We start from the raw sequence: 25,511 nt of genomic DNA, 5'->3' as shown, positions 1-25,511 counted from the left end.
ATGAGCGATGTGGTGAATCTTCTCGATTTCGACGCACAGGGTCTTCTCGCGTACTGCGAGAGCCTGGGCGAGAAGTCGTTTCGCGCCAAGCAGTTGCAGCGCTGGATTCACCAGTCGGGTGCGTCCGACTTTGGCGAGATGACCGATCTCGCCAAGTCGCTGCGCGAAAAGCTCGCGACCCGCGCCAACATCCAGGCACCGGCGGTCATTACCGATCACCTCTCGTCGGACGGCACGCGTAAGTGGCTGGTCGACGTGGGGCAGGGCAATGCCGTCGAGACGGTCTACATCCCCGAAGAGACCCGTGGCACGTTGTGCGTATCGTCTCAGGCGGGATGTGCCGTCAACTGCCGGTTCTGTTCAACCGGCAAGCAGGGTTTCTCCCGCAATCTCAGCACTGGCGAGATCATCGGTCAGCTGTGGATGGCCGAGTTCGCCATGCGCAAGCAGCTCGGTCGCGGCCCCAAGGACGACCGCGTCATCACCAACGTGGTGATGATGGGCATGGGCGAGCCACTGCTGAACTACGACGCCGTGGTGCCGGCGCTGGCTTTGATGCTGGATGACAACGCGTATGGCCTTTCGCGCCGGCGCGTAACGGTATCTACCTCCGGCGTGGTTCCTATGATGGACCGCCTTGCGCGCGATGTGCCCGTGGCGCTTGCTGTGTCGCTGCATGCGTCCAACGATGCGCTGCGCGACGTGCTCGTGCCGCTCAACAAGAAGTATCCGCTGGCCGAACTGATGGCTGCCTGTCGCCGCTATCTTGAATTCGCGCCGCGCGATTTCATCACCTTTGAATACTGCATGCTCGATGGGGTCAACGATACCGTCGAGCACGCCCGTGAACTGCTGCGCGTCGTGGCCGACGTGCCGTGCAAGTTCAATCTGATCCCGTTCAACCCGTTCCCGGAATCGGGGTTGAAGCGCTCGAACAATGAGCAGATCCGCCGCTTCTCACAAGTGTTGCTGGACGCCGGTATTGTCACGACCATCCGCAAGACGCGGGGCGACGATATCGATGCGGCCTGCGGCCAGCTCGCTGGCGAGGTCAAAGACCGTACGCGCTTGGCCGAGCGCGGCAAGTTCGGCAAGATCGTCGAGATCCCCGTGGTCGGGGCCGACTCAACTCACCGCATGGGTACCGCATGAAGCGTTGGTCGACAGCTGTCAGTCTGGTCTTCACGCTGGCAGCCGCCGGGTGCGCATTGTCGCCGCCGGTCCAGACACAGACACGAGAAGTCACGACCGTACCCGATCAAAAGGCTGACGCCGGCCGTCGCGCCGCGATCCGATTGCAACTTGCGACGCAGTATTTGGAAGCCGGCCAGAGTGCGACAGCGTTAGAGGAAATCAAGAACGCCATCGCGATCGATCCGAATGTCCCGAACGCGTATCACATCCGTGCGCTGGCTTATATGAATCTCGGTCAACGCGAACAGGCTGACGAGAGTTTCCGCAGCGCTCTGGCCGCAACACCGCAAGATGGTGACCTGCTGAACAACTACGGCTGGTTCCTGTGCTCGCAAGGAGGCAAGCCAGATCAAGGCATGGCGATGTTGCGCCAGGCCATCGAGGCGCCCGCCGCCGGCAGCCCCGCCAAACCGTGGACGAACCTTGGCGTCTGCCAGATGCGTCAGGGCGATCTGGACGGCGCGGAGAAGAGTCTGACGCGCGCCACGTACATCGACGCAAACAATCTGCTGACCAACCTCACGTTGGCGCAGCTTTACTACAAACGCCGCGAATATGCGCGTGCCATGCCGTTTATCGAACGTGTGAATGGCCGTGGCAATGCGACGGCAGAAAGCCTGTGGCTGGGCGCTCGCATCGCGCGCCGCCTTGGCGACACTTCGCAGCAGAACGCATGGAGCGCGCAATTGCAGCGTCGCTTCCCCAATGCGCCCGAAGAGGCGGCATTCGAACGAGGAGCCTGGGATGACTGATCGCGACGTGGCAAGCGCTGCCGACTTCTCTCATGGGACGGTGCCTGCCTCGAATCCGCCTGCGGCCGCGTCGCCGGAGCGCGACGAAGCGCTGCGCGAGATTGCCGAACGCCTGCGCGGCAGCCGTGAGCATCAGCGTCTGACGGTCGACGATCTAGCCACGCGATTGAAAGTGGCGCCGGGCAAGTTGTTGGCGGTGGAATCGGCAGATGTCGGAGCATTGCCCGACATGACGTTTACCAAGGGGCTCATTCGTGCCTATGCACGCGCGCTGCAGGTCAATGTAGATGATCAGCTTGCGCGTTTGAACGCGCGTGCGCCGGTCACCAACATCGGCTTGCGTCCTGAGGGTGGGCTGGGTGAATCGTTCTCCGACAAACCGAGCTTTGCCAAGCGTCGGAGTGGCAGTGGCCGCTGGCTGATCGGCGTGCTGGTTGCGGTGCTTGTGGCGGCTGGCGCGCTGGCCGGTATGGACCGTCTCAAGCAGTGGTTCGCCACGCAAACTGCGGCTACGCAAAACACCGACTCCACCGCGAAGGAAGCACCGGCGGTGGAGCAAGCCGCCCCCGCGCAAGTGGCTCCAGCGGTTGAGCAGGCGCCCGCAGAAACGCCGGCTGCTTCGATGCCGACACCGTTGACGCCCGTTACGCCGGCCGCTCCGGCCTCCGGTGTGGTGACTGCGCCGCTGGCTCCGCCGCCCACGCTGCCGCGTTCGGACAATGGCGCTGCGCCGGCGCCTGCTGTAGCAGTTGCGGGTGCCAAGCCGGCTGTGATTAATGTCGACGCTCCGGTCGCTGCGCTGCCGACAGAAACCGCCAAGCCGGCTGAATCGGGCGGTGGCTCGGTCTCGATACGCTTCTCCGGTTCGTCCTGGTACGAGATCAAGGACAAGACTGGGAAGACGCTTGCCAGTGGCATTTCCAAGGAAGGTGACGCACGCGATCTGACCGGTACGCCGCCCTTCAAGGTCGTCTTCGGCAATGCGGAAGCCGTTGAGTCGCTGGCCGTGGGCGGTGCCACCGTCGATCTCCAGAAGTACGCCCGCAATCGCGTGGCACGGGCCACGTTGCCCTGAACCGTTTTGTAATGGCGTGACGCCTGCGGGCGGTACGTCTTGTCTGATCATGGAAATCACCACGCCTCTCGATTGCGCTCCAGCCTTGGTGGGCCCATTGCCGCGCCGGAACTCCCGCGCGGCCGAAATCCGCTGGGGCGACCGCGTGGTGCATGTCGGCGGAGACGCGCCGGTCTGTGTGCAATCGATGACGAATACCGATACGTCGGACGCCATCGGTACCGCAATCCAGGTAAAGGAGCTCGCGCGTGCAGGCTCTGAGTTGGTGCGCATCACGGTGGATACGCCGGCCGCTGCCGCCGCGGTGCCGGCCATCCGCGAGCAGCTTGACCGCATGGGTGTGGATGTGCCGCTGGTGGGCGATTTTCACTACAACGGCCACAAGCTGCTGCAGGACTATCCGGAGTGTGCGCAGGCGTTGTCCAAGTACCGCATCAACCCGGGCAACGTCGGGCAGGGTGCCAAGCGCGACACGCAGTTCGCGCAGATGATCGAGATCGCCTGCCGCTACGATAAGCCGGTGCGTATCGGCGTGAACTGGGGCAGCCTCGATCAGGATCTGCTTGCGCGCATCATGGACGAGAACGCGCAGCGTGCAACTCCATGGGATGCGCGCGCTGTGATGGTCGAGGCGCTGATTACCTCGGCGATCCAGTCCGCGCAAAAGGCCGAAGAGCTGGGCTTGCCAGGCAGCCAGGTCATCCTGTCGTGCAAGGTCTCCGCCGTGCAGGATCTGATTGCCGTGTACCGCGAGCTGGCGCGCCGCTGCAATTACGCGCTGCACCTCGGCCTGACCGAGGCCGGTATGGGTAGCAAGGGCATCGTCGCTTCCACGGCGGCGTTGTCGGTGCTGTTGCAGGAAGGCATTGGCGACACGATCCGCATTTCGCTCACGCCGGAACCGGGTGCGCCCCGCGAGAAGGAAGTCATCGTCGCGCAAGAGATTCTGCAGACCATGGGCCTGCGCAATTTCACGCCCATGGTGATTGCGTGTCCGGGTTGCGGGCGCACGACCAGTACGGTGTTCCAGGAGCTGGCGGCACGCATCCAGTCGTACCTGCGCGAGCAGATGCCGACGTGGAAAAAGCAGTACCCCGGTGTCGAAGAGATGAACGTGGCCGTGATGGGCTGCATCGTCAATGGCCCCGGTGAGAGCAAGCACGCCAACATCGGCATTTCACTGCCAGGCACGGGCGAGTCGCCGGCGGCGCCGGTGTTCGTTGACGGCGTGAAGGTGAAAACGCTGCGCGGCGAGCGCATCACAGAAGAATTCCAGACGATCGTCGACGAGTACGTGCGCACGCATTACGGCGCACAGACCCCGGCGACGGTCTAATGCGGCACAGGCTTCGAAGCCCGAAGCCAGAGCAAGAAACGACCGGTCGGTCCCGCATTCAGGTAGATGCGAGACGCAGGCTTTCAACGTGACATCATGAGCGATACACAAAAACAACGCGTGCAGAAGATCGCCGGCGTCAAAGGCATGAACGATCTGCTGCCCAGTGACGCCCCGCTGTGGGAGCACTTCGATAACGCCGTGCGCAGCATGCTGCGCGCCTATGGCTACCAGCAGATCCGCACGCCGATCGTCGAGCAGACGCAATTGTTTGTGCGTGGCATCGGCGAGGTGACGGACATTGTCGAGAAGGAGATGTACACCTTCACCGACGCATTGAACGGCGAACAGCTGACCATGCGCCCGGAAGGCACCGCTGCCGCCGTGCGCGCCGTGATCGAGCACAACCTGCTGTACGACGGCCCGAAGCGCCTGTGGTACACCGGCCCGATGTTCCGCCACGAGCGCCCGCAGCGCGGCCGTTACCGCCAGTTCCATCAGGTGGGCGTGGAAGCACTGGGCTTTGCCGGCCCGGACATCGACGCAGAAGTCATCCTGATGTGCCAGCGCCTGTGGGACGATCTCGGCCTGGTCGGCCTGAAGCTGGAGCTGAACTCGCTCGGTCAGGCGGAAGAGCGCGCTGCGCACCGCGCCGACCTCATCAAATATCTGGAAGGCTTCCAAGACATCCTCGATGAGGACGGCAAGCGCCGCCTATACACCAACCCGCTGCGCGTGCTTGACACAAAGAACCCGGCGCTGCAGGACATGGCCGCAGGTGCCCCCAAGCTGATCGACTACCTGGGCGACGAATCGCGCGCGCACTTTGAAGGTGTGCAGAAGCTGCTCAAGGCGAACAACATTCCGTTCACCATCAACCCGCGTCTGGTGCGGGGGCTGGATTACTACAACCTGACCGTCTTCGAATGGACGACGGACAAGCTGGGCGCGCAGGGCACCGTGGCCGGCGGCGGCCGCTACGACCCGCTGATCGAGCGGATTGGCGGCAAGCCTGCCCCCGCGTGCGGCTGGGCGATGGGCGTCGAACGCATCATCGAACTGTTGCGCGAGGAAAAGCTCGAGCCCGAAGCGCAAGGCTGTGACGTCTACATCGTCCACCAGGGCGATGAGGCGCAGGTGCAGGCGCTGATTGCGGCAGAGCGACTGCGCGACGCCGGCCTCGACGTCATCCTGCATGCCTCGCCGGAAGGCCGCAACGGTAGCTTCAAGTCGCAGTTCAAGCGCGCTGACGCTAGTGGCGCATCCTATGCGGTTATCATTGGCGACGATGAAGTCACCCAAGGTGTTGCGCAGATCAAGCCGCTGCGTGGTGATCCGACCGCGGATGCCCAGCAGACCGTGCCGTCGGATCAGCTGGTCGACCGCCTGATCGATGCCATGGTGGCCAACAACGATTAACCGCGCCAGTGCGTTCGGCAGCGAACCACCGCGACCCACATCCAATATCAAGCTCTGCAAAGCATGGCCTACGATCTCGAAGAACAGGAACAAATAGAGAGTCTCAAGCACTGGTGGCGTGATAACGGCAACGTGATCACGTGGATCGCCATCGTGGTGCTGCTGGCTGTGGCCGGCTGGTTTGGCTGGAAAAACTGGCAGCGCAAGCAGGCCGGCGAAGCGTCCGTGCTGTACGAACAGGTGCAGAAGGCCGTTGATGGCAAGGACGCTGAGAAGATCAAGCGCGCCGCGACTGACATGGAAGACAAGTTTGGCGGCACGGCCTACGCGCAAATGACCGCGCTGGCCGCGGCCAAGGCGCTGTACGAGGCCAACGATGCGACCGGCGCCAAGGCGCAGTTGCAATGGACGGTTGATCATGCGCGCGACGATGAATACAAGGCGCTCGCCAAGCTGCGCCTGGCTGGCCTTCTGCTCGACGAGAAAGCCTACGATCAGGGCATCGCGCTAGTCTCCGGCGACGTTGCGCCGGCGTTCGCCGGGCTGTACGCCGATCGTCGCGGTGACCTGTTGGCCGCGCAGAACAAGAACGAAGACGCCCGTGCTGCCTACAAGTTGGCGCTGGAAAAGTTTGGTCCGGCCGACGCTTCCGCGCGCCAGATCGTGCAGTTCAAGCTGGATGCCCTGGGCGGCGCCTGATTGGCGCACCCGGTGCAATTCAACGCATAACAAAAGGATCCCGATTTCATGATTCACGCACTTGAGCAGGGTGGTGTCGCGCGCGGTGTTGCACAGGCGGCACGCGTGGCAGTGCTGGCACTGGCAGCGACGGCTGTCCTCGGCGGTTGCTCGCTGTTCAGCAGCAAGAACAAGCATGAGCCGGCCAAGCTGAAGGACGTTCAGCAGGTGCTGGCCGTGCGCCAGGTGTGGAGCGTGAGCGTCGGCAAGAGCGGCCGCTACGTGATGCAGCCAGCGGTGGCAGGCAACAATGTCTACGTGTCGGCTGCCGGCGGTACCGTGACCGCCCTGGATGGCGCCACCGGTCGGGCAGTCTGGCAAGGCAAGGCGGACGTGGACCTCACCTCCGGCCCAGGCAGCGACGGCACGCTGACGGCGGTGGCAGGTGAGAAGGGCGCGGTCATCGCGTTCGACGAAAAGGGCGCGCAGAAGTGGAAGATCGCCGTCAACGGTGAAGTTCTGACAGCGCCGCTGGTGGGCCAGGGATTGGTGATCGTTCGCACGACTGATGGCCGCGTCCTGGGTCTGGACCCCAGCAACGGTGAACGCAAGTGGATTTATCAGCGTTCTCCGTCGGCACTGAACCTGCGTAGCAGTCTGCCGATGATTTTCGCCGGCGATAACATCGTCCTCGGTTTTGCCGGTGGCAAACTCGGTGCGCTGTCGGCCAGCAATGGCGCGTTGCGCTGGGAAGCTGCCGTGTCGTATCCGCGTGGTGTATCGGAAATCGAGCGCCTGAACGATGTGACCGGTGCACCGTCGATCAACGGTTCGCAAGTCTGTGCGGCCAGCTTCCAGGGGCGCGTGGCTTGTTTTGATCTGAGCACCGGCGCTCCGCGCTGGGGTCGTGATTTCTCGTCGCCGACCGGTGTGACGCAGGATGATGACGGGCTGTTCGCGGCGGACGAGAAGTCGGTGGTCCACGGTTTTAACGCACAAAACGGTGCCGATCTCTGGAAGAACGACGCACTGCTGTGGCGCGACCTCGGTACGCCGCTGGCGTTTGGCCGTGCGGTCATCGTGGGCGATTCCGAAGGTTGGCTGCACTTCCTATCACGTGACGACGGCAAGTTCGTCGCCCGCGTGAAAACCGACAGCAGTGCCATTGGCGCAGCACCCGTAGTGGTTGGCCAGACGCTGGTCGTGCAAACCCGCGGTGGCGGCGTTTACGGCTATCTGCCGAAATAACATCGGCCGCCTCGGCCCGGATGGGCTGCGGCGGTACACGCATCACATCGGGGCGGCCTCGCCGCTTTGAACTTGCGCCCGCGTACCCCGCGGGCGTCTTGCATCTGTGTCGTCAGGCATTCAGCCGTGCAGATGCCAACCGCAGTTGCAACACTCAGAATTTGCCGTGGCGCCTTTCGCGTGCGGCACACAAGCATGAAACCAGTCATTGCCCTCGTAGGGCGGCCGAATGTCGGCAAATCGACCCTCTTCAACCGTCTGACGCGCTCGCGTGACGCGTTGGTCGCGGATATCCCTGGCCTGACGCGCGATCGCCACTACGGCGAAGGCCGCGTGGGCGACCGTCCGTTCATTGCCATCGATACGGGCGGCTTCGAACCCGTCGCCAAGGACGGCATCGTTGCGGAGATGGCGAAGCAGACGCGCCAGGCCGTGGTCGAGGCCGATGTCGTGATCTTCATTGTCGATGGTCGTCTGGGCTTGGCGCCGCAGGATCGTGTGATTGCCGACTACCTGCGCAAAACCGGGCGCCGCATCCTCCTGGCCGTCAATAAGGCCGAAGGCATGCGCTACACCGCCGTCGCCAGCGATTTCTATGAGCTTGGTCTGGGCGACCCGGCCGCCATCTCGGCCGCGCACGGCGATGGGGTCAACGACCTTGTGGCCGAGGCGCTGGATCTGGCCTTTGCCGAGCGCCCTGAGCTTGCCGAGGCAGCCGACGCGCACAACCATGGCACCCGTATCGCCATCGTTGGCCGCCCGAACGTAGGCAAGTCGACGCTCGTGAACGCGCTGATTGGCGAAGAGCGTGTGATCGCGTTCGATATGCCGGGCACCACGCGCGACGCCATCTATGTGGATTTCGCGCGTAACGGCAAGCCTTACACGCTCATCGATACGGCCGGCTTGCGCAAGCGTGGCAAGGTGTTCGAGGCGATCGAGAAGTTCTCGGTGGTGAAGACGCTGCAGTCCATTGCAGATGCCAACGTGGTTGTGCTGATCCTCGACGCGCAGCAGGACATTTCCGATCAGGATGCACATATCGCCGGGTTCATCGTCGAGTCTGGGCGCGCGCTGGTGATCGGCGTGAACAAGTGGGATGGTCTGACCGGCCATGCTCGTGATCGGATCAAGCACGATATGGAGCGCAAGCTGCAGTTCCTGTCGTTTGCCAACGTGCATTACATCTCGGCCAAGGAGCGCACGGGCATTGGTGCGCTGATGAAGTCTGTGGACGCCGCTTACGCAGCTGCCATGGTCAAGCTGCCGACACCCAAGCTCACGCGCGTGCTGATGGAGGCAGTTGAGTATCAGCAGCCGCGTCGTGCCGGCGTCTCGCGCCCGAAGCTGCGCTACGCGCACCAGGGCGGTTCCAACCCGCCGATTGTGGTGATTCACGGCAACGCGCTGTCGAATATCCCCGAGACCTATCGCCGTTTCCTGGAGGGGCGTTTCCGCGAGGCCTTCCAACTGAAAGGCACGCCGCTTCGGATCGAATTTCGTACGAACAAAAACCCGTACGCTCAATCGAACGATTGAGCGTATGGGCGGTGCTCGACAACGGGGGCGTGTGACGCGGGGGCATTCGAACGGGGGATCACCAAAATGGCCGAGCCATTTCATATGGCGGGGTCATCGGTTTTCCGTTTGCTTTCCCTGATTTCTAAGGCTAAATTCTCGAGACATGGCGCTTGGAGTCTGCAAACCCAGGCGCCATTGGCGTCATTTGGACGCGTCTGGCCGACTCTTTTGACGAACTTTTTTTGCGTCGCCTGCTTGAACCCGGGCTTCCTAGCCCCATAACCCATCACTAAACCTATAAATCTGGAGTGTGCCATGAGCAACAAAGGGCAATTGCTACAAGACCCGTTTCTGAATGCGCTGCGTAAGGAGCATGTGCCGGTGTCGATCTACCTCGTCAACGGTATCAAGCTGCAAGGCAACATCGAGTCGTTCGACCAATACGTCGTGCTCCTGCGTAACACCGTGACGCAGATGGTGTACAAGCATGCGATCTCCACCGTGGTGCCGGCCCGTGCCGTGAATTTCCGCGTGGACGAAGCGCCTGACGCCTGATTCTGCCTCGCTCCCGCCGCCGTCCGCGCGGCGGGACGCACCCACCCCCGTTTCTCCCTTCTCTATTTCCCGTTTGGCATCCCATCCCACCTCCAGCTCGGAGCCGACGCGCGCTATTTTGGTCGCCGTCGATTTTGGCAAACATGATTTCCAGGAAAGTCTGAGTGAACTGGCACTGCTAGCCTCCACAGCCGGCTCTGAACCTGTGCGCTCGGTTACGGGCAAGCGTTCCCGGCCTGATGCAGCGCTATTCATCGGCGCGGGCAAGGCGGAAGAGGTGAGGATTGCCGCAGACGAGGAAGACGCGGAAATCGTCATCTTCAACCACGCGCTGAGTCCTGCTCAGCAGCGTAACCTCGAGCGTTTTTTCGGGCGCCACGTGGTGGACCGGACCGGCCTCATCCTCGATATTTTCAGCCAGCGCGCCCAAAGCCACGTCGGCAAGGTGCAGGTGGAACTTGCGCGCGTGCGATATCAGGCAGCACGTCTCGTGCGGGCGTGGAGCCATTTGGAGCGCCAGAAGGGCGGCGTGGGCCTGCGCGGCGGCCCGGGCGAGCGTCAGCTCGAACTGGATCGCCGGATGCTGGACGAACGCGCCAAGCGGCTGTCGTCCGAGTTGGACAAACTGCAACGTCAGCATGACACACAGCGCCGTTCGCGCAGCCGCAACGACGCGTTTTCTGTCTCCCTGGTCGGCTACACCAACGCCGGCAAATCGACGCTGTTCAATGCGCTGACCAAGGCACGCGCGTACGCGGCCAACCAATTGTTCGCCACGCTGGATACGACCTCCCGCCGGCTGTACCTGGAAGGGCTGGGCAATGTGGTGTTGTCGGATACTGTCGGCTTCATCCGCGATTTGCCGACGCAACTGGTGGCGGCTTTCCGCGCCACGCTGGAAGAGACCGTCCACGCCGACGTGCTGCTGCATGTGGTGGACGCCGCCAGCACCGTCAAGCATGAGCAGATGGAGCAGGTCGATCGCGTGCTAGATGAAATCAACGCCAGCGGTATCCCGCAGATTCTTGTGATGAACAAGATCGACGCGGCGGAGGAGCTGCGTGCGGCTGGCCCTCGCATTGAGCGCGACGAAACCGGCGCCGTAAGGCGTGTGTTCGTTTCTGCCATCGAAGGTACCGGGCTCGATTTATTGCGGGAGGTGCTGGTTGAGACGGCAATCCGCCTGCGTGAGCACCCCGCGCCGCATGACGGCGATTTCGATCCGCGCTTCGATACCCGCCGTGATTCGCTGCCGGCGCACCGTGACGAACTGTCGCAAAGCTTGCCGAACAGCGGTTCTTCAGCCAAAGGTGACGAAGAGGGCTGATAGAATGCCCCGTTACTCCTTCGCAGTCAGACAATCAGGACAAGCCCGACCGCTCATGCCCGAGATTTCGACCCAGTCTTCTTCCATGGCCTCGCCGCGTCACGCGCGAGGTTTGTGGCACCGCTTGCGTGTGCTGCTTTCGCTGAACGATCCGCGCTGGGGTCGCGGCGATGACAACAACGCCGAGCGCGAAGACAAAGACGAACCGAAACGTCAAAGCAAACCGCCCCAGGATGGCCCCCCGGACCTCGACGAGTTGTGGCGCGACTTCAATCGCCGTCTGAACAACCTGTTCGGTCGCAAGGACAGCGGTAACGGTAACGACGGCCCCACGCCGCTGCGTCCGGGTAACGGCCGCGGTGGTTCGGGCCTGGGCGTCGGCGTGCTGCTGGCGGTGCTCGTCGGCCTGTGGCTGGCCAGTGGCTTCTTCATCGTGCAGGAAGGCCAGACGGGCGTGATCCTACAGTTCGGCCGCTTCAAGTATCTGGCAACGCCGGGTATCAACTGGCGCCTGCCGTATCCGATCGAATCGCACGAGATCGTGAACCTGTCGGGTGTGCGCACGCTTGAAATCGGTCGGACTACCCAGATCAAGGACACGAACCTGAAAGACTCGTCGATGCTCACGCAAGACGAGAACATCGTCGACGTACGGTTCTCGGTTCAATACAACATTGCCAACCCGGTCGACTACCTGTTCTACAACCGTACGGACCGCGGCGGCGATGAAGAACTGGTGACGCAGGCGGCCGAGACGTCGGTGCGCGAGATCGTCGGCCGCAACAAGATGGACGCGGTGTTGTACGAAGGGCGCGATGCCGTTGGCCGCAACCTGGCCGAGTCGATTCAACGCATCTTGTCGGCATATAAGACCGGCATCCGAATCCTTAGCGTCAACGTACAGAGCGTGCAGCCACCCGAGCAGGTCCAGGCCGCGTTCGACGACGTGACCAAGGCGGGCCAGGACCGCGAGCGTGCTATCTCCGAAGGCCAGGCTTATGCCAACGACGTGGTGCCGCGCGCCAAGGGTACGGCCGCACGTCTGGGTGAAGAGGCGCAGGGCTACAAGGCGCGAGTCATCGCACGTGCGGAAGGCGATGCGGCCCGCTTTGCCTCGGTGCAGCGTGAATACGCGAAGGCGCCGCAGGTCACGCGCGACCGTATCTATCTGGAAACCATGCAGGACATTTACGCCAACTCAACTAAGGTGATGGTCGACCAGAGCAACGGCAGCCTGTTGTATTTGCCGCTGGACAAGCTGATCGCGCAGACGCAGGGCGATACATCGCGTCCCGCTGTCGCGCCTGGTGCGTCGCCTCAGGACAGCGGTTCGGCGCAGGGCGTGCCGACTCCCTCCAATCCGTCACCGGCCAATGACGCAGACTCGCGTTCGCGCGAAGCACTGCGCAACCGTGACCGCGATTCGCGCTAACAGGAGGGCACTATGAATCGTCTGATTTCTGCCTTCGTGGCGCTGGTCATTGCCCTGGCGGTGTTTTCGTCGGTGGTGTTCGTGGTGGACCAGCGGCAGTACGCCGTGGTGTTCGCCTTTGGTGAGATCAAGCAGGTCATCAAAGAACCGGGCCTGCACTTCAAGCTCCCGCCGCCGCTGCAGAACGTGGTGTTCATGGATAAGCGCCTGCAGACCATCGATGTGGCCGGCGCTGATCGCTTCATCACAGCAGAGAAGAAGAACTTGCTGGTCGACTGGTTTGTAAAGTGGCGTGTATCTGACCCGCGTCTGTTCTACGTGAGCTTCAAGGGCGATAACCGTCTCGCGCAAGACAGCATGACGCAGAAGATCAACTCCATCGCTCGCGATGAGTTTGCGCGCCGCACCGTTTCTGACGTGGTCTCGACGGATCGTGAAGCCGTGATGCAGAGCATCCTCAAAGGCGTGCAGGAGTACGGCAAGTCTGTCGGCGTAGACATTATCGATGTACGCCTGAAGCGGGTGGACTTGCTGGCTAGTGTGACCGAATCGGTCTATCGCCGCATGGAAGCCGAGCGCAAGCGCGTGGCCAACGAGCTGCGTTCGACCGGTGCTGCAGAGGGCGAAAAAATCCGTGCCGATGCCGATCGTCAGCGCGAAGTCGTCCTGGCGGATGCCTACCGCGATGCGCAGAAGATCAAAGGTGAAGGCGATGCCCGTGCCGCGGACATTTACGCCGATGCGTTCGGCCGCGATCCGCAGTTCGCCGCATTCTGGCGCTCGATGGAGGCGTATCGCGCGTCGTTCCGTGATCGGAAGGACGTGATGGTGCTGCAGCCGAACAGCGATTTCTTCAAATACATGCGCAGCCCGAACGGCGGCAGCTCGACGCCAGCGCCGGCTGCCCAGACGGGGCGCCATCGCTAGTACAATGCGTCGCTGATCATTTGAGGCGGACAAACCCCGGCTTGCCGGGGTTTTGTTCGTTCGCCAACCGCATCCCATGGAAGAGTCACTCCCCACCGTTTTGCTGGCAGCGTGCGCGCTGGTGCTCGTATTCGAGGGCATCCTGCCGTTCGTGGCGCCGCGGGCTTGGCGACGCGCCTTCCAGACCTTGATCGAGCTGCCGGACGAGAAGCTTCGCGTGATTGGTCTGGTGTCGATGGCGATCGGGCTGATCCTTCTGCGGTTGTTGCATCGCTAGCCCACTTCCTGCGTTTTTACGAATTTCTGCCGTACCAAGACTCCCGAGCGAGACCGCCATGCCGACCAATTGGCTGCTACCTGAATCCATTGCTGATGTGCTGCCTTCTGAGGCGCGCAAGATTGAAGAGTTGCGCCGCCGCATGCTCGACCTGTTCCGCACTTACGGCTACGAACTGGTCATGCCCCCGATGCTGGAATACATCGAGTCGCTGCTCTCGGGCACCGGTCACGATCTGGACCTGAAGACGTTCAAGCTGGTCGACCAACTTTCGGGCCGCACCATCGGTCTGCGCGCGGACATCACGCCGCAAGTCGCCCGTATCGATGCGCACTTGCTGAACCGTGCTGGCGTGACGCGTCTATGCTATGCGGGATCGGTATTGCATACACGCCCGAGTGGATTTCACGTCACGCGTGAGCCGCTGCAGATTGGGGCCGAGATCTATGGCCATGCCGGCCTGGAAGCCGATCTGGAAATTCAGGAGTTAATGCTCGCCGCGCTGTCGGCCGCTGGTCTAGCGGATGTGCGCCTGGACCTTTGCCACGTTGGGGTGGTCGCGGCGTTGCTGGAGCAATCGCCAGTTGCCGTCCGCATTCAGGATGACCTCTTCACGGCGCTCGCCGCCAAAGATGTCCCCGCTTTGCGTGCTATTACGGGCGACTTGCCGCCGACACAGCGCGACGCCATCAACCTGTTGCCGGCACTGTACGGCGGTGTCGATGTGCTGGACCGTGCGCGTAAGCAGTTGCCCGCGCTGCCCGCCATCGGGCGTGCGCTGGACGATTTGGCTACGTTGGCCGAGCGCGCAGGCGGTGCAACCGTCAACATCGATTTGGCCGACCTGCGCGGCTACCACTACCACAGTGGTGTGATGTTCACTGCCTATGTGGCCGGTGTGCCGAATGCCGTGGCGCGTGGCGGCCGGTATGACAAGGTCGGAGAGGCTTTCGGCCGTGCTCGCCCGGCGACCGGTTTTTCGCTGGACCTGCGCGAGGTCGCCGGCATTTCGCCGGTGGAAGCGCGCGCCGCTGCCATCCACGCGCCGTGGTCTGGTGATGCCAAGCTGCGCGAAGCGATTGCCGCGCTGCGCGCCGCGGGCGAAATTGTCATCCAGTCGCTGCCGGGCCACCCGGAAGATCTGGAGGAGTTTGCCTACGACAGGCAACTCGTCGAAGAGGGCGGTCGCTGGATCGTCAAGCCCCGCAACGCTTCGGTCTGAGGTTGTTGCATAACGTTGTGTAAATACCCGGTAATTTCAGGGAAGGCCCTGGCAACAAGGGTAGAATACGTTTTTAACCCATCTGCAAATTCAACATGTCCGCACCAGCAGTGAGCCAAGGACGCAATGTCGTCGTCATCGGCACCCAGTGGGGTGACGAAGGTAAAGGGAAAATCGTCGATTGGCTGACCGATCATGCGCAAGGCGTGGTTCGTTTCCAGGGCGGACATAACGCAGGCCATACCCTCATCATCGGCGGCAAGAAGACGATTCTGCGTCTGATCCCGTCGGGCATCATGCGCGATGGCGTCGCGTGTTACATCGGCAACGGTGTCGTGCTCTCGCCTGAGGCGCTGTTCAAAGAAATCGACGAGTTGGAATCGGCCGGCGTGCAGGTGCAGAACCGCCTGCGCATTTCGGAAGCAACCAATCTGATCCTGCCGTACCACGTGGCCATCGACAAGGCGCGCGAAGCCAAGCGCGGCGCCGCCAAGATCGGCACCACCGGTCGCGGTATCGGCCCGGCATACGAAGACAAGGTGGCCCGCCGCGGGCTGCGCGTGCAGGACCTGTTCGACCCGGCATACTTTGCCGAGCGTCTGCGCGAAAATCTGGACTTCCACAACTTTGTTCTGACGCAGTACCTGAATCACCCGGCGCTGGACTTCCAGCAAACCCTGGACGAGATGCTGTCGTATGCAGGCCGCATTGCTCCGATGGTGACGGATGTGTCGGCCGAACTGTTTGCCGCCAACGCAGCCGGCAGGAATTTGATGTTCGAAGGCGCACAGGGCACGTTGCTCGATATCGACCACGGTACTTATCCGTTCGTCACGTCGAGCAACTGCGTGGCAGGCAATGCCGCCGCGGGTGCTGGCGTCGGCCCGGGTCAACTGCATTACATCCTTGGCATCACCAAAGCGTATTGCACGCGCGTGGGCTCGGGCCCGTTCCCGAGCGAGCTGTACGACGCGGACAACCCGGCGCGCCAAGATCCGATCGGCGTGCGCTTGGCCAATGTCGGCAAGGAATTCGGCTCGGTTACGGGGCGGCCGCGTCGCACGGGCTGGCTGGACGCCGCCGCTCTGCGTCGTGCGATCCAGATCAACGGCGTGTCGGGCCTCTGCATGACCAAGCTCGATGTGCTGGATGGCTTGGAAACCCTCAAGCTGTGCGTCGGCTACATGCTTGATGGCAAGGAAATCGACATCCTGCCGCGTGGCTCCGATGCCGTGGCGCGTTGCCAGCCGATCTACGAAGAATTCCCCGGCTGGAACACCTCGACCTTCGGTCTGAAGGAGTGGGATGCGCTGCCCGAGACCGCTCAGGCTTATCTGAAGCGCGTCGAAGAAGTGGCTGGTATTCCGATCGCTATGATCTCGACCGGCCCTGATCGCGACGAGACCATCCTGCTGCGCCACCCCTACAAGGACTGATGCGCTGCTCGCAAATTCGCCCGGTGATTCGCCGGGCGAATTTGCATGGAGCGCCGTTTTTCATAGAACACGATAGCGGCCACTCGCGCCGCATTCACGATACGACGAGGTACACCATGAACCAGCCGATCAACGACGACTCGCATCTGTGGGTGTCGTGGGATGACTACCACGGCCTGATTGAGCGCTTGGCGCTCGTCGTGCACGAGTCGGGCTGGAAGTTTGACAAGATTCTGTGCTTGGCGCGCGGCGGCTTGCGTGTTGGCGATCAGCTTTCGCGCATCTACGATCTGCCGTTGGCCATCCTAGCGACCAGCAGCTATCGCGAAGCCGCTGGCACGCAGCAGGGCGATCTCGACATCGCGCAATACATCACGATGACCCGCGGCGAGTTGTCGGGCCGCGTGCTGTTGGTGGATGATCTGGTGGATTCGGGCATCACGCTGGAGCGCGTTGGGCGTCACCTGAAAGAGCGCTATCCGGCCGTGACCGACGTGCGTACCGCTGTGCTGTGGCACAAGGGGTGCTCGAAGATCAAGCCTGACTATGCTGTTCAGTTCCTGCCAACCAACCCCTGGATCCATCAGCCATTCGAGGAATACGATACGCTGCGCCCGCATAACTTGGCGGCGTGGATCAAGCGCGGCAAGTCACGTTCGGCCGGCAACGGTGAAGTGCCGAGCGTTTAAGGCGTTGGTCGATCGCGTCGAGGTGTGAATGGAGTGGCGTGTGCGGCTTGCGTCGTGCGTGCCACTTCGGTAACCTGCTGTCACGGGCTGCAACATTGGCCCGAAACCCGCGTACGGATTGGCTTTGCAGGAATTAGCCAATGCGAGCTGCGCGGTTGATCGAAGCGTGGTGTGTCTTTATGGATGCGCCGGGCTTCGAGCCCACCCAGCGTTTGGGCGGTGAGACCGGAGCCCCGGCCTCGGCCCTGGCGCGAGAGCCAAGACACAATGCACGTCGCCCTTCGCGGAATGTCGCATCAGCAACCAAGCAACAGCAATCTGGCCGCGGAAAAGAAAAACGGCGCAACTTGCGTTGCGCCGTTCCTAAACTCTGGTGCCCAGGAGAGGACTCGAACCTCCACGGAGTTACCCGCTAGTACCTGAAACTAGTGCGTCTACCAATTCCGCCACCTGGGCAGGTGTGCGTGTACCGAAGCTGTAATTATTACGGGATCCTGCGATCCTGTCAACACTCTAGAAGAAAAAATTGAATCAACCGACTTATCCGATCCCGAGCCGCGAGGAAATCCTCGGTGTGCTGCGCACGTCGGGGTCTCCGCTGTCTGCCACCGACATTGCCAAGGCGCTGTCGGTCACGCGCAAGGAGCATGACGGCTTTATCAAGCGTCTGACCGCCATGGAGCGGGATGGTCAGATCGAACTCAACCGCAAGGGGCGCTACGAATTGGCGCACCAGCCCAATTTTATCGAGGGCCGCGTGATCGGCCATCGCGACGGCTTCGGCTTCTTCGTGCGCGATGACGGCGAGCCCGATATCTTCCTGCCCGAACGCGAGATGCAGAAGGCCATGCACGGTGACCGCGCCCTGGTGCGTGCCGTCGGCTACGACCGCCGCGGGCGCTCGGAAGGGCAGATCGTCGAGATCCTGCAAAGGGCCAACAAGCGCGTCATTGGCAGGTTGCTGTCCGAAAGCGGCACGCTGGTTGTGGCGCCTGAAGACAAGCGCCTCGGCCGCGACATCCTGATCGCCCCGAAGGGGCAGGGCAAGGCCAAGGTCGGCCAAGTAGTAAGCGTTGAGATCCTGGAATATCCGGACCGCTACGTACAACCGATTGGCCGCGTGGTCGAAGTGCTGGGTGAGATTGACGACCCTGGCATGGAGATCGAGATTGCCGTGCGCAAGTACGGCGTGCCGCACGAGTTTTCCGAGCCGACGCAACGCGAGGCGGAAGCGCTGCCCGACGTGGTCCGCGATGCTGATCTGGCCGGTCGCATCGACTTGCGCGATGTGTCGCTCGTCACCATCGACGGCGAAGACGCACGTGACTTCGATGACGCTGTCTACGCGGAGCCCGTCAAGATCGGCCGCAGCAAGGGCTGGCGCCTGATTGTGGCAATTGCCGACGTGTCGCATTACGTGCGGCCTGGGCATCCACTGGATGCGGACGCCATTGATCGCGCGACTTCGGTCTATTTCCCGCGCCGCGTGATTCCGATGCTGCCGGAGAAGCTCTCCAACGGCTTGTGCTCGCTGAACCCGGAAGTGGACCGCCTGTGCATGGTCTGCGACGCGGTGATCACTGCCAAGGGTGAGATCAAGGCTTATCAGTTCTATCCGGCGGTGATGCACTCGAAGGCGCGCCTGACCTACAACGAGGTCTGGGCGATTCTGTCGAACGTGAAGGGCCCGGAAGCGGCCAAGCGGGCGCCGCTGGTGCCGCATCTGCAAGACCTGTACGAGCTGTATCAGACGCTGCTCAAGGCGCGCCGCGAGCGTGGCGCGATCGACTTCGACACCACCGAGACGTACATCGTCTGCAACGCGCAGGGCAAGATCGAGCAGATACTGCCGCGCACCCGCAACGACGCACATCGGCTGATCGAGGAGTGCATGCTGACGGCCAACGTCTGTGCGGCCGAGATGCTCGAGAAATACAAGCACCCGGCGCTGTACCGCGTTCACGCAGGCCCGACCGAAGAAAAGCTGCAGGCGCTGCGTGCGTTCCTGAAAACCAGCGGCTTGACGCTGGGCGGCGGTGACAAGCCGCAGGCGGCCGATTACGCCGAACTGATGGAGAAGGTGGCCGCGCGTCCTGATGCACCGATGCTGCAGACCATGCTGCTGCGCTCGATGCAGCAGGCGGTCTACAGCCCGGACAACATCGGCCACTTTGGCCTGGCGTATCCGGCGTATGCGCATTTCACGAGCCCGATCCGCCGCTACCCGGACTTGCTGGTGCATCGCTCCATCAAAGCGATCCTGCACCGCACGCGTTACGTGCCGGCGCTGGCACCAGGCGTGCAGTTGAATAGCGCGCTGTCGCCCAAGGCGCGTCGTTTGCAAGCCGAAGCCGAGAAAGGCGTGCCGGCAGCGGTTGTCAACAAGGCCAAGGCGGAAGCGATCTGGAATGAACTGGGCGTGCACTGTTCGGCCAACGAGCGTCGCGCCGATGAAGCCTCGCGCGACGTCGAAGCCTGGCTCAAGTGCTACTTCATGCGCGACAAGCTCGGCAACGAGTTCTCGGGTACCGTCAGCGCCGTCACCTCGTTCGGTATCTTCGTGCAGCTCGACGAGCTGTACGTGGAAGGCCTCGTGCACGTGACCGAGCTGGGCAGCGATTACTTCCAATACGACGAAGCCCGCAACGAACTGCGCGGAGAGCGCACGGGGATCCGTTATCGGTTGACTGATCGCGTGCGAGTGCAGTTGCTGCGCGTGGATCTGGATGCGCGGAAGATGGATTTCCGCCTGATCCAGGAGCCCTCAACCAAGGCGCTGCGCCCGGCCAAGGTGACCGGTGCGCCGGAAGCCGCGACCGCGCGTCAGTCCGCCGGGGCAACGCCGGCGCCCTCGGTTGGCCGCAAGAAGCCGCGCCAGTTGGCCGCATTGCTGGGCGGGACGGCCAAACCGGAGGAGTCGTTCGACGAGACGCTTGATCGCGTCATCGAAGAGCAGCCGGTGTTCGAGCCGGGTGGCCGTGCACTGCCCCCGGGCCATGCCCACGCCAAGCCAGCGCGCAAGAAGCAGCCGGCGCGCAGCACGAAGCCCAGGGGCGGCGCCAAGACCACCGCGCCGCGCAAGGCAGCAGGCAAGGCCCCGCGCAAGACCAAGGGGCGTTAAAGCGGGCGGGGAGCGTGGGCAGACGGGTACAATCGCGCCATGTCTAAATCCAAGCTCCTCATCGGCTTTCACGCCGTTACCGCCCGACTGCGCCACGGCGCCAAGTCGATCGACGAAATCTACTTCGAGGCCAACCGCCGCGACCGCCGCATGCAGGATTTCCTGAAAGCTGCGGAAGCAGCGGGCGTGCGCCTCATTCCTGCTGACGCCGACCGCTTGCGCGGGATTGCCGGCACCGATCGCCATCAGGGCGTGGTTGCCAAGGCAGAGTCGCTTTCGCTGGCGCTCAATCTGGATGAACTGCTCGACGGCATTGAAGGCACGCCGCTGCTGCTGGTGCTCGACGGTGTGACCGATCCGCATAATCTGGGCGCGTGCCTGCGCGTGGCCGATGCCGCTGGCGCGCACGCCGTGATTGCGCCGAAGGACCGCAGCGTTGGCATCAACACGACGGTCGCCAAGGTGGCCAGCGGCGCGGCCGAAACCGTCCCGTACATCACCGTGACCAACCTGGCGCGCACGCTGCGCGAGTTGCAGGAGCGTGGCGTATGGGTGATCGGCACGGCTGATGAAGCCGAACAGGGTCTCTACCAAGCCGACTTCAAAGGCCCCATTGCCATCGTGATGGGCGCCGAAGGCGAGGGCATGCGTCGCCTCACGCGCGAAACGTGCGACGCGCTGGTCAGCATTCCCATGGCGGGCAGCGTGGAAAGCCTGAACGTATCGGTGGCCAGCGGCGTGTGCCTGTTTGAAGCTGTGCGCCAGCGGGCAGCGGCACCTGCCAAGAAGTAATGCGCGTCGAACCCACGGCCGCATCCGATGCGGCTGCATTGGCCCAGGCCCACGCCTGGGTCGAGGCCGCCCAGCACGTTATGGTGCTGACGGGGGCTGGCGTCTCGGCTGAATCTGGCGTGCCCACGTTTCGTGATGCCTTGACCGGCCTGTGGTCGCGCTTCAACCCCGAAGACATGGCCACCGAGGCCGCGTACCGCAAGCACCCACGCATGGTGTGGGACTGGTATCAGGAGCGCCGCGAGCGCGTGTTGCAGGCGCAGCCGAATCCCGCCCATCTTGCGATTGCCGCGCTGGCCAAGCGCAAGACGGTGACGCTCGTCACGCAGAACGTCGATGGTTTGCATCAGCGCGCCGGCAGCGAAGGGGTGATCGAGCTGCACGGCAACCTGTTTGCTGACAAGTGGCTGGGTGGCTGCGGCAAATGCGATATCGCCACCGCCGAGCCGGGGCGCCCACCGCGTTGTGCGGCGTGTGGCGCGATGCTGCGCCCGGGCGTGGTGTGGTTTGGCGAGCCACTGCCGCTGGTAGCGAACTACCGCGCAGAAGAGGCCGCCAATACCTGCGACCTTTGTCTGGTGGTCGGCACATCCGGCATGGTGTATCCGGCGGCCGGGTTGCCGGGGTTGGCGAAGGACCACGGTGCCAAGGTGATCGTCGTGAATCCGGAACCGAGCGCCCTGGATGCAACGGCCGACTTGGTGATCCACCAGCCGGCGGGCGTGTGCCTGCCCGCCATGCTGGGATAAGACCCGGTTTTTTTCTTACGCCGCTGCGCGCAGCGGCTCAATCAGCGCTTCCAGCTTGATCGCGTCCGCCGCAAACAGGCGGATGCCTTCTGCCAGTTTTTCGGTGGCCATTGCGTCTGCATTCATGTGCCAGCGGAACGATTTCTCGTCGGCGGGCAGCCGCACGATATTGGCTGCGTTGGCGTTGTCGGGAGACAGCTTGCGCTCGACCGGCGCATCGGATTGCTGCAGCTGGGCGAGCAGATCCGGGCTGATGGTCAGGAGGTCGCAGCCAGCCAGTTCGACGATCTGCGAGATATTGCGGAAGCTCGCGCCCATGACCTCGGTGGGGTAGTCGAACTTCTTGTAGTAGTTGTAGATGCGCAGGACGGACTGCACGCCGGGGTCGTTCGCGCCGCCCTGCGCGACCGGATCCCAGTTGGCGCCGGCATCTTTTTTGTACCAGTCGTAGATGCGGCCGACGAAGGGCGAGATGAGCTGCACGCCCGCTTCTGCGCACGCCACCGCCTGGGCCAGCGAGAACAGCAGCGTCATGTTGCAGCGGATGCCTTCTGCACGGAGCTGATCCGCCGCGCGGATGCCTTCCCAAGTCGACGCGATCTTGATCAGCACGCGCTCACGCGCCACGCCCCGGGCTTCGTACAAGGCGATCAGATGCTTGGCCTTGGCGACCGTCGCCTCGGTGTCGAACGACAGGCGCGCATCGACTTCGGTCGACACGCGGCCGGGGATGATCGACAGGATCTCGCAGCCGAATGCCACGAGCACGGCATCGATGATGTCTTCCACACTGTCGCTGCGGGCGTCGCGCACGGCTTGCTCCAGCAGCGGGCGGTATTCGGCCTTTTGCACGGCCTTGAGGATCAGCGACGGATTGGTCGTTGCATCGTGCGGCGCGTAGGCGCGCATGGCCTGGAAATCGCCCGTGTCGGCGACGACGGTGGTGAACTGCTTGAGTTGATCGAGCTGAGTCATGAAGCGAGTCCGAAGTACGTTCCAGCGTTGCGCTGGAGGTGGAAAGGTGAATCGATTGTACTCCGCAGGTTTGGCTCCGCCAGCCGGCCGGGAGCCACCGCATTGATCCGGTACACTACCGGGTTTTCCGATTCCGACCGAGTGTTTGCGATGACGCAGGATGAACTGAAGGCGCTGGTGGCGCAGGCTGCAGCAGATTACGTATTGGCCAACGTGCCCGAGGGCGCCGTGCTGGGTGTCGGCACCGGCTCGACGGCCAATCTGTTCATCGACGCGATGGCGCCGCACAAGGCGCGCTTTGCCGGCGCGGTGTCCAGCTCAGAGGCGTCGACGCGCCGGCTGCAGGGCCATGGCTTTACGGTGCTCGATCTGAATGAGGTCGATGCCATTCCCGTCTACGTGGACGGCGCTGACGAAATCGATGGCTCAGGAGCCATGATCAAGGGCGGCGGCGGTGCGCTCACGCGTGAAAAGATCGTTGCCTCGGTTGCCAGCGTGTTCGTCTGCATTGCTGACGGCAGCAAGCTCGTTGAGACGATGGGCGCCTTCCCGTTGCCGGTGGAAGTGGTGCCCATGGCACGCGCTGCGGTGGCCCGCCAACTGGCTGCGCTGGGCGGTCAGCCGCGTCTGCGCATGACCAAGGAAGGCCAGATCTACAAGACTGATAACGGCAACGTGATCATCGATGTGGTGGGCCTGCGTATTGCCGATCCGAAGGGCCTCGAATCGATCGTCAATGATATTCCGGGTGTGGTGACGGTCGGCCTGTTTGCAAAGCGCGGCGCCAACGTGCTGCTGCTGGGTACTGAAGCGGGTGTGCAGCGGCGTGATTTCTGATCGCCAGGTGTTTCGCGTCGAAAAGCCGCTCGCGTAAATGGGCGGCTTTTTTTATGCTCGTTGCGGCACTTCGGATGAGCGTTGTCCAAACAAAAAGCCGTTCAGTTTGTGCTGAACGGCTTTTTTATTGGTAACGGCAAATCAGGCCGAGGGCGGTGGCACGTAGCCGGCAGCCTCGTCTGCGCCGTCGCCAAAGAAGTACTTCTCGGTTTGCTTGAGCAGGTACTGGCGTGCGCGCGAATCGGCCATGTTCAGGCGGTTTTCGTTGATCAGCATGGTCTGGTGCTTGAGCCAGCCAGCCCAGGCTTCCTTCGAGACGTTTTGCCAGAGTTTCTTGCCCAGTTCGCCGGGCAGGGGCGGGAAGTCGAGACCTTCGGCTTCCTTGTTGAGCTTGACGCAGTGGACCATGCGGGCCATGGGGATTCCTCTTGTGTGGCGGGAGCGCCGCTCGAGCGCGACGCAGGTGCCGCTATTGTAAAGGCCGCGCGCCGCCGGGCTTGGATTCCACGACGCGCGCCAAGGGTTTAGAGCTTCTTCATCAGCACCATCGAGCGCCGCTGCCAGTTGTACAGCTTGCGGCGGTCTTCCGGCAGGTCATCCACGCTGGCGCGCACGAAGCCGCGCTTGAGGAACCAATGCTCCGTCCGCGTGGTGAGCACGAACAGGCGCTTGAGGCCCAGCGCACGGGCGCGCACTTCGGTGTGCTTGAGCAGGCGTTCGCCGTCGCCGGTGCCTTGGCTGTCTGGGGAGACGATCAGACAGGCCATTTCGGCCATGCCGTCTTTCGGGTACGGATACAGCGCCACGCAGCCAAAGATGATGCCGTCGTGCTCGATGACCGAGAAGTTGGCGATGTCGCGCTCCAGCAGACGGCGTTCGCGCGGCACCAGCGTGCCGTCCGCCTCGAGCGGTTCGATGAGCGAGACGATGCCGCCCACGTCATCCAGCGTGGCCTCGCGCAGGTATTCCAGATCGGTGTGCGACACCATAGTGCCCACGCCGTCGTGCAGGAACAGTTCCAGCAGGATGCTGCCGTCCAGCGCGAACGGGATTACGTGCGCCCGGCGCACGCCGCCGCGCATCGCCTTGACGATGTGCTGCAGGTAATAGGCCGTGTCGTGCGACAGGCTACCGTCGCGCAGGCGCTCGATGGCTGTCTCCATCGACAGGTCCTGCTGCAGCTTGCCCACGCGGTCCATGATGCCGGGCAACTCCGTGATGAAGATGAGCTTGTCGGCCTTAAGCGCCGTGGCGGTGTTGGCGGCCACGTCTTCCATCGACAGGTTGAACGCCTGGCCCGTGGGCGAGAAGCCCAGCGGCGAGAGCAGCACGATCTTGCGATTGGACAGGGAGTGCTGGATCGACTCCGCATCGATCTTGCGCACCAGCCCCGTGTGCTGGAAGTCCACGCCGTTGACGATGCCCACCGGCCGCGCCGTCACGAAGTTGCCGGATACCACCGACATGCGCGCGCCGGCCATCGGTGTGTTGGGCAGGCCCTGGCTGAAGGCCGCTTCGATATCCAGACGCAGTTCGCCGGAGGCTTCCTTGGCGGATTCCAGCGCGGCGGCGTCCGTCACGCGTACGCCATCCACGAACTGTGTTTTCACATTGCGCAGGGCAAGCTGTTCTTCCACCTGCGGGCGCGAGCCGTGCACCAGCACGATGCGCATTCCCATCGCATGCAACAGTGCGACGTCGTTGACGAGCGCGCCCAGCATGCCGGCCTGGACCAGCTCGCCGCCAAAGCCGATCACGAAGGTCTTGTCGCGGAAGGAGTGAATGTAAGGCGCCACCTCGCGCAGCCAATCCACAAACTGCTGCTGTTCGGGCGTGGGCGGAATTGGGGCGACGTCGACGGGGGCGGGCGTGTGCGCCGCCAGCGAAACGCCGGAGGCGGGGGCGGAGGAGCGAGCGGTCACGGACGGAGGAGGAAAAGCGGCACGGGG

General features: G+C 63.0%; 23 protein-coding genes and 1 tRNA gene. 20 read left to right on the top strand and 4 right to left on the bottom strand.

The annotated features are described in order from the left end of the window. From rlmN to ACEN9T_RS18780, 16 genes are all read left to right on the top strand, one after another. Positions 1-1,152 carry a 23S rRNA (adenine(2503)-C(2))-methyltransferase RlmN gene (gene rlmN, locus ACEN9T_RS18855; RefSeq protein ID WP_092971462.1) on the top strand — a complete coding sequence of 384 codons (1,152 nt, stop codon included), beginning with the start codon at positions 1-3 and terminating at the stop codon, positions 1,150-1,152. Next, a complete protein-coding gene (gene pilW / locus ACEN9T_RS18850) occupies positions 1,149-1,946 on the top strand; it encodes a type IV pilus biogenesis/stability protein PilW (protein ID WP_092971461.1) in 798 nt (265 codons plus the stop codon). Before rlmN ends, pilW begins: the two co-directional genes overlap by 4 nt. After that, positions 1,939-3,021 (top strand): helix-turn-helix domain-containing protein, encoded by a 1,083-nt coding sequence (locus tag ACEN9T_RS18845; protein ID WP_413706744.1) that lies wholly within the window; start codon positions 1,939-1,941, stop codon positions 3,019-3,021. Before pilW ends, ACEN9T_RS18845 begins: the two co-directional genes overlap by 8 nt. A 49-nt stretch (positions 3,022-3,070) precedes the next feature. Then, positions 3,071-4,357 (top strand): flavodoxin-dependent (E)-4-hydroxy-3-methylbut-2-enyl-diphosphate synthase, encoded by a 1,287-nt coding sequence (gene ispG / locus ACEN9T_RS18840; RefSeq protein WP_413706743.1) that lies wholly within the window; start codon positions 3,071-3,073, stop codon positions 4,355-4,357. Between the two features lie 96 nt (positions 4,358-4,453). Beyond that, on the top strand, positions 4,454-5,776 hold the full coding sequence (gene hisS, locus ACEN9T_RS18835) for a histidine--tRNA ligase (RefSeq protein ID WP_413706742.1): 1,323 nt from the start codon (positions 4,454-4,456) through the stop codon (positions 5,774-5,776). A 63-nt stretch (positions 5,777-5,839) separates the two neighbouring features. Continuing rightward, positions 5,840-6,475 (top strand): YfgM family protein, encoded by a 636-nt coding sequence (locus ACEN9T_RS18830; RefSeq protein WP_092971457.1) that lies wholly within the window; start codon positions 5,840-5,842, stop codon positions 6,473-6,475. Positions 6,476-6,523: 48 nt separating this feature from the next. After that, a complete protein-coding gene (gene bamB / locus ACEN9T_RS18825) occupies positions 6,524-7,702 on the top strand; it encodes an outer membrane protein assembly factor BamB (RefSeq protein WP_092971456.1) in 1,179 nt (392 codons plus the stop codon). A 195-nt stretch (positions 7,703-7,897) separates the two neighbouring features. Further along, positions 7,898-9,241: a ribosome biogenesis GTPase Der gene (gene der, locus ACEN9T_RS18820; protein WP_413706741.1), complete on the top strand. Its 1,344-nt coding sequence runs from the start codon at positions 7,898-7,900 to the stop codon at positions 9,239-9,241. A 297-nt stretch (positions 9,242-9,538) separates the two neighbouring features. Then, positions 9,539-9,778: an RNA chaperone Hfq gene (gene hfq, locus ACEN9T_RS18815; RefSeq protein WP_004626316.1), complete on the top strand. Its 240-nt coding sequence runs from the start codon at positions 9,539-9,541 to the stop codon at positions 9,776-9,778. A 73-nt stretch (positions 9,779-9,851) separates the two neighbouring features. Further along, positions 9,852-11,105 carry a GTPase HflX gene (gene hflX / locus ACEN9T_RS18810; RefSeq protein ID WP_413706740.1) on the top strand — a complete coding sequence of 418 codons (1,254 nt, stop codon included), beginning with the start codon at positions 9,852-9,854 and terminating at the stop codon, positions 11,103-11,105. 55 nt (positions 11,106-11,160) lie between these two features. Next, positions 11,161-12,537, top strand: a complete 1,377-nt coding sequence (gene hflK, locus ACEN9T_RS18805) for an FtsH protease activity modulator HflK (protein WP_092971454.1) — start codon at positions 11,161-11,163, stop codon at positions 12,535-12,537. Between the two features lie 12 nt (positions 12,538-12,549). After that, positions 12,550-13,464 (top strand): protease modulator HflC, encoded by a 915-nt coding sequence (hflC, locus tag ACEN9T_RS18800; protein ID WP_092971453.1) that lies wholly within the window; start codon positions 12,550-12,552, stop codon positions 13,462-13,464. A 76-nt stretch (positions 13,465-13,540) separates the two neighbouring features. Continuing rightward, positions 13,541-13,741, top strand: a complete 201-nt coding sequence (locus ACEN9T_RS18795; protein WP_092971452.1) for a DUF2065 domain-containing protein — start codon at positions 13,541-13,543, stop codon at positions 13,739-13,741. Between the two features lie 58 nt (positions 13,742-13,799). Next, complete coding sequence (locus tag ACEN9T_RS18790; RefSeq protein ID WP_092971451.1) at positions 13,800-14,963, top strand: ATP phosphoribosyltransferase regulatory subunit; 1,164 nt, start codon at positions 13,800-13,802, stop codon at positions 14,961-14,963. 95 nt (positions 14,964-15,058) lie between these two features. Further along, positions 15,059-16,399 carry an adenylosuccinate synthase gene (locus ACEN9T_RS18785; RefSeq protein ID WP_413706739.1) on the top strand — a complete coding sequence of 447 codons (1,341 nt, stop codon included), beginning with the start codon at positions 15,059-15,061 and terminating at the stop codon, positions 16,397-16,399. Positions 16,400-16,515: 116 nt separating this feature from the next. Beyond that, on the top strand, positions 16,516-17,088 hold the full coding sequence (locus tag ACEN9T_RS18780; RefSeq protein ID WP_092971449.1) for a phosphoribosyltransferase: 573 nt from the start codon (positions 16,516-16,518) through the stop codon (positions 17,086-17,088). Between the two features lie 371 nt (positions 17,089-17,459). On the opposite strand, the gene ACEN9T_RS18775 is transcribed toward ACEN9T_RS18780, so the two are convergent. Continuing rightward, positions 17,460-17,544, bottom strand: a tRNA-Leu gene (locus ACEN9T_RS18775). A 70-nt stretch (positions 17,545-17,614) separates the two neighbouring features. Between ACEN9T_RS18775 and rnr the strand changes: the two genes are divergently transcribed. Genes rnr through ACEN9T_RS18760 form a run of 3 tightly spaced genes read left to right on the top strand, consistent with a single transcriptional unit; the run spans position 17,615 to position 21,750 of the window. Then, positions 17,615-20,209: a ribonuclease R gene (rnr, locus tag ACEN9T_RS18770; protein ID WP_092971448.1), complete on the top strand. Its 2,595-nt coding sequence runs from the start codon at positions 17,615-17,617 to the stop codon at positions 20,207-20,209. Positions 20,210-20,248: 39 nt separating this feature from the next. Then, entirely contained in the window at positions 20,249-21,001 is a 753-nt protein-coding gene (gene rlmB, locus ACEN9T_RS18765) for a 23S rRNA (guanosine(2251)-2'-O)-methyltransferase RlmB (RefSeq protein WP_092971447.1), read from the top strand. Then, positions 21,001-21,750, top strand: a complete 750-nt coding sequence (locus ACEN9T_RS18760; RefSeq protein ID WP_413706738.1) for an SIR2 family NAD-dependent protein deacylase — start codon at positions 21,001-21,003, stop codon at positions 21,748-21,750. Before rlmB ends, ACEN9T_RS18760 begins: the two co-directional genes overlap by 1 nt. 15 nt (positions 21,751-21,765) lie before the next feature. On the opposite strand, the gene tal is transcribed toward ACEN9T_RS18760, so the two are convergent. Further along, a complete protein-coding gene (gene tal / locus ACEN9T_RS18755; protein ID WP_092971445.1) occupies positions 21,766-22,725 on the bottom strand; it encodes a transaldolase in 960 nt (319 codons plus the stop codon). A 150-nt stretch (positions 22,726-22,875) separates the two neighbouring features. Here tal and rpiA point away from each other — a divergent pair, with 150 nt between their 5' ends. Next, positions 22,876-23,562 (top strand): ribose-5-phosphate isomerase RpiA, encoded by a 687-nt coding sequence (gene rpiA / locus ACEN9T_RS18750; RefSeq protein ID WP_413706737.1) that lies wholly within the window; start codon positions 22,876-22,878, stop codon positions 23,560-23,562. Positions 23,563-23,703: 141 nt separating this feature from the next. Here rpiA and ACEN9T_RS18745 read toward each other — a convergent pair whose 3' ends face one another. Then, entirely contained in the window at positions 23,704-23,979 is a 276-nt protein-coding gene (locus ACEN9T_RS18745) for an oxidative damage protection protein (RefSeq protein ID WP_092971444.1), read from the bottom strand. Positions 23,980-24,086: 107 nt separating this feature from the next. Continuing rightward, on the bottom strand, positions 24,087-25,484 hold the full coding sequence (argA, locus tag ACEN9T_RS18740) for an amino-acid N-acetyltransferase (RefSeq protein WP_024975949.1): 1,398 nt from the start codon (positions 25,482-25,484) through the stop codon (positions 24,087-24,089). Between the last annotated feature and the right edge of the window lie 27 nt (positions 25,485-25,511).

The organism is Ralstonia sp. Ralssp110, assembly GCF_047325135.1.
Classification (GTDB): domain Bacteria; phylum Pseudomonadota; class Gammaproteobacteria; order Burkholderiales; family Burkholderiaceae; genus Ralstonia; species Ralstonia mojiangensis.
The sequence above is the reverse complement of the archived record's forward strand: the minus strand, read 5'-3'. Positions and strand labels throughout refer to the sequence as shown.

Excerpts from the sequence above, each read along its gene's own strand:
- rlmN (WP_092971462.1), top strand. The coding sequence starts at position 1 with ATGAGCGATGTGGTGAATCTTCTCGATTTCGACGCACAGGGTCTTCTC.
- pilW (WP_092971461.1), top strand. The coding sequence starts at position 1,149 with ATGAAGCGTTGGTCGACAGCTGTCAGTCTGGTCTTCACGCTGGCAGCC.
- hflC (WP_092971453.1), top strand. The coding sequence starts at position 12,550 with ATGAATCGTCTGATTTCTGCCTTCGTGGCGCTGGTCATTGCCCTGGCG.
- rpiA (WP_413706737.1), top strand. The coding sequence starts at position 22,876 with ATGACGCAGGATGAACTGAAGGCGCTGGTGGCGCAGGCTGCAGCAGAT.
- rlmB (WP_092971447.1), top strand. The coding sequence starts at position 20,249 with ATGTCTAAATCCAAGCTCCTCATCGGCTTTCACGCCGTTACCGCCCGA.
- ACEN9T_RS18760 (WP_413706738.1), top strand. The coding sequence starts at position 21,001 with ATGCGCGTCGAACCCACGGCCGCATCCGATGCGGCTGCATTGGCCCAG.
- tal (WP_092971445.1), bottom strand. The coding sequence starts at position 22,725 with ATGACTCAGCTCGATCAACTCAAGCAGTTCACCACCGTCGTCGCCGAC.
- hisS (WP_413706742.1), top strand. The coding sequence starts at position 4,454 with ATGAGCGATACACAAAAACAACGCGTGCAGAAGATCGCCGGCGTCAAA.
- hfq (WP_004626316.1), top strand. The coding sequence starts at position 9,539 with ATGAGCAACAAAGGGCAATTGCTACAAGACCCGTTTCTGAATGCGCTG.
- ACEN9T_RS18795 (WP_092971452.1), top strand. The coding sequence starts at position 13,541 with ATGGAAGAGTCACTCCCCACCGTTTTGCTGGCAGCGTGCGCGCTGGTG.
- hflK (WP_092971454.1), top strand. The coding sequence starts at position 11,161 with ATGCCCGAGATTTCGACCCAGTCTTCTTCCATGGCCTCGCCGCGTCAC.
- ACEN9T_RS18780 (WP_092971449.1), top strand. The coding sequence starts at position 16,516 with ATGAACCAGCCGATCAACGACGACTCGCATCTGTGGGTGTCGTGGGAT.
- ACEN9T_RS18830 (WP_092971457.1), top strand. The coding sequence starts at position 5,840 with ATGGCCTACGATCTCGAAGAACAGGAACAAATAGAGAGTCTCAAGCAC.
- ACEN9T_RS18790 (WP_092971451.1), top strand. The coding sequence starts at position 13,800 with ATGCCGACCAATTGGCTGCTACCTGAATCCATTGCTGATGTGCTGCCT.
- ACEN9T_RS18785 (WP_413706739.1), top strand. The coding sequence starts at position 15,059 with ATGTCCGCACCAGCAGTGAGCCAAGGACGCAATGTCGTCGTCATCGGC.
- ACEN9T_RS18745 (WP_092971444.1), bottom strand. The coding sequence starts at position 23,979 with ATGGCCCGCATGGTCCACTGCGTCAAGCTCAACAAGGAAGCCGAAGGT.
- ACEN9T_RS18845 (WP_413706744.1), top strand. The coding sequence starts at position 1,939 with ATGACTGATCGCGACGTGGCAAGCGCTGCCGACTTCTCTCATGGGACG.
- ispG (WP_413706743.1), top strand. The coding sequence starts at position 3,071 with ATGGAAATCACCACGCCTCTCGATTGCGCTCCAGCCTTGGTGGGCCCA.
- bamB (WP_092971456.1), top strand. The coding sequence starts at position 6,524 with ATGATTCACGCACTTGAGCAGGGTGGTGTCGCGCGCGGTGTTGCACAG.
- der (WP_413706741.1), top strand. The coding sequence starts at position 7,898 with ATGAAACCAGTCATTGCCCTCGTAGGGCGGCCGAATGTCGGCAAATCG.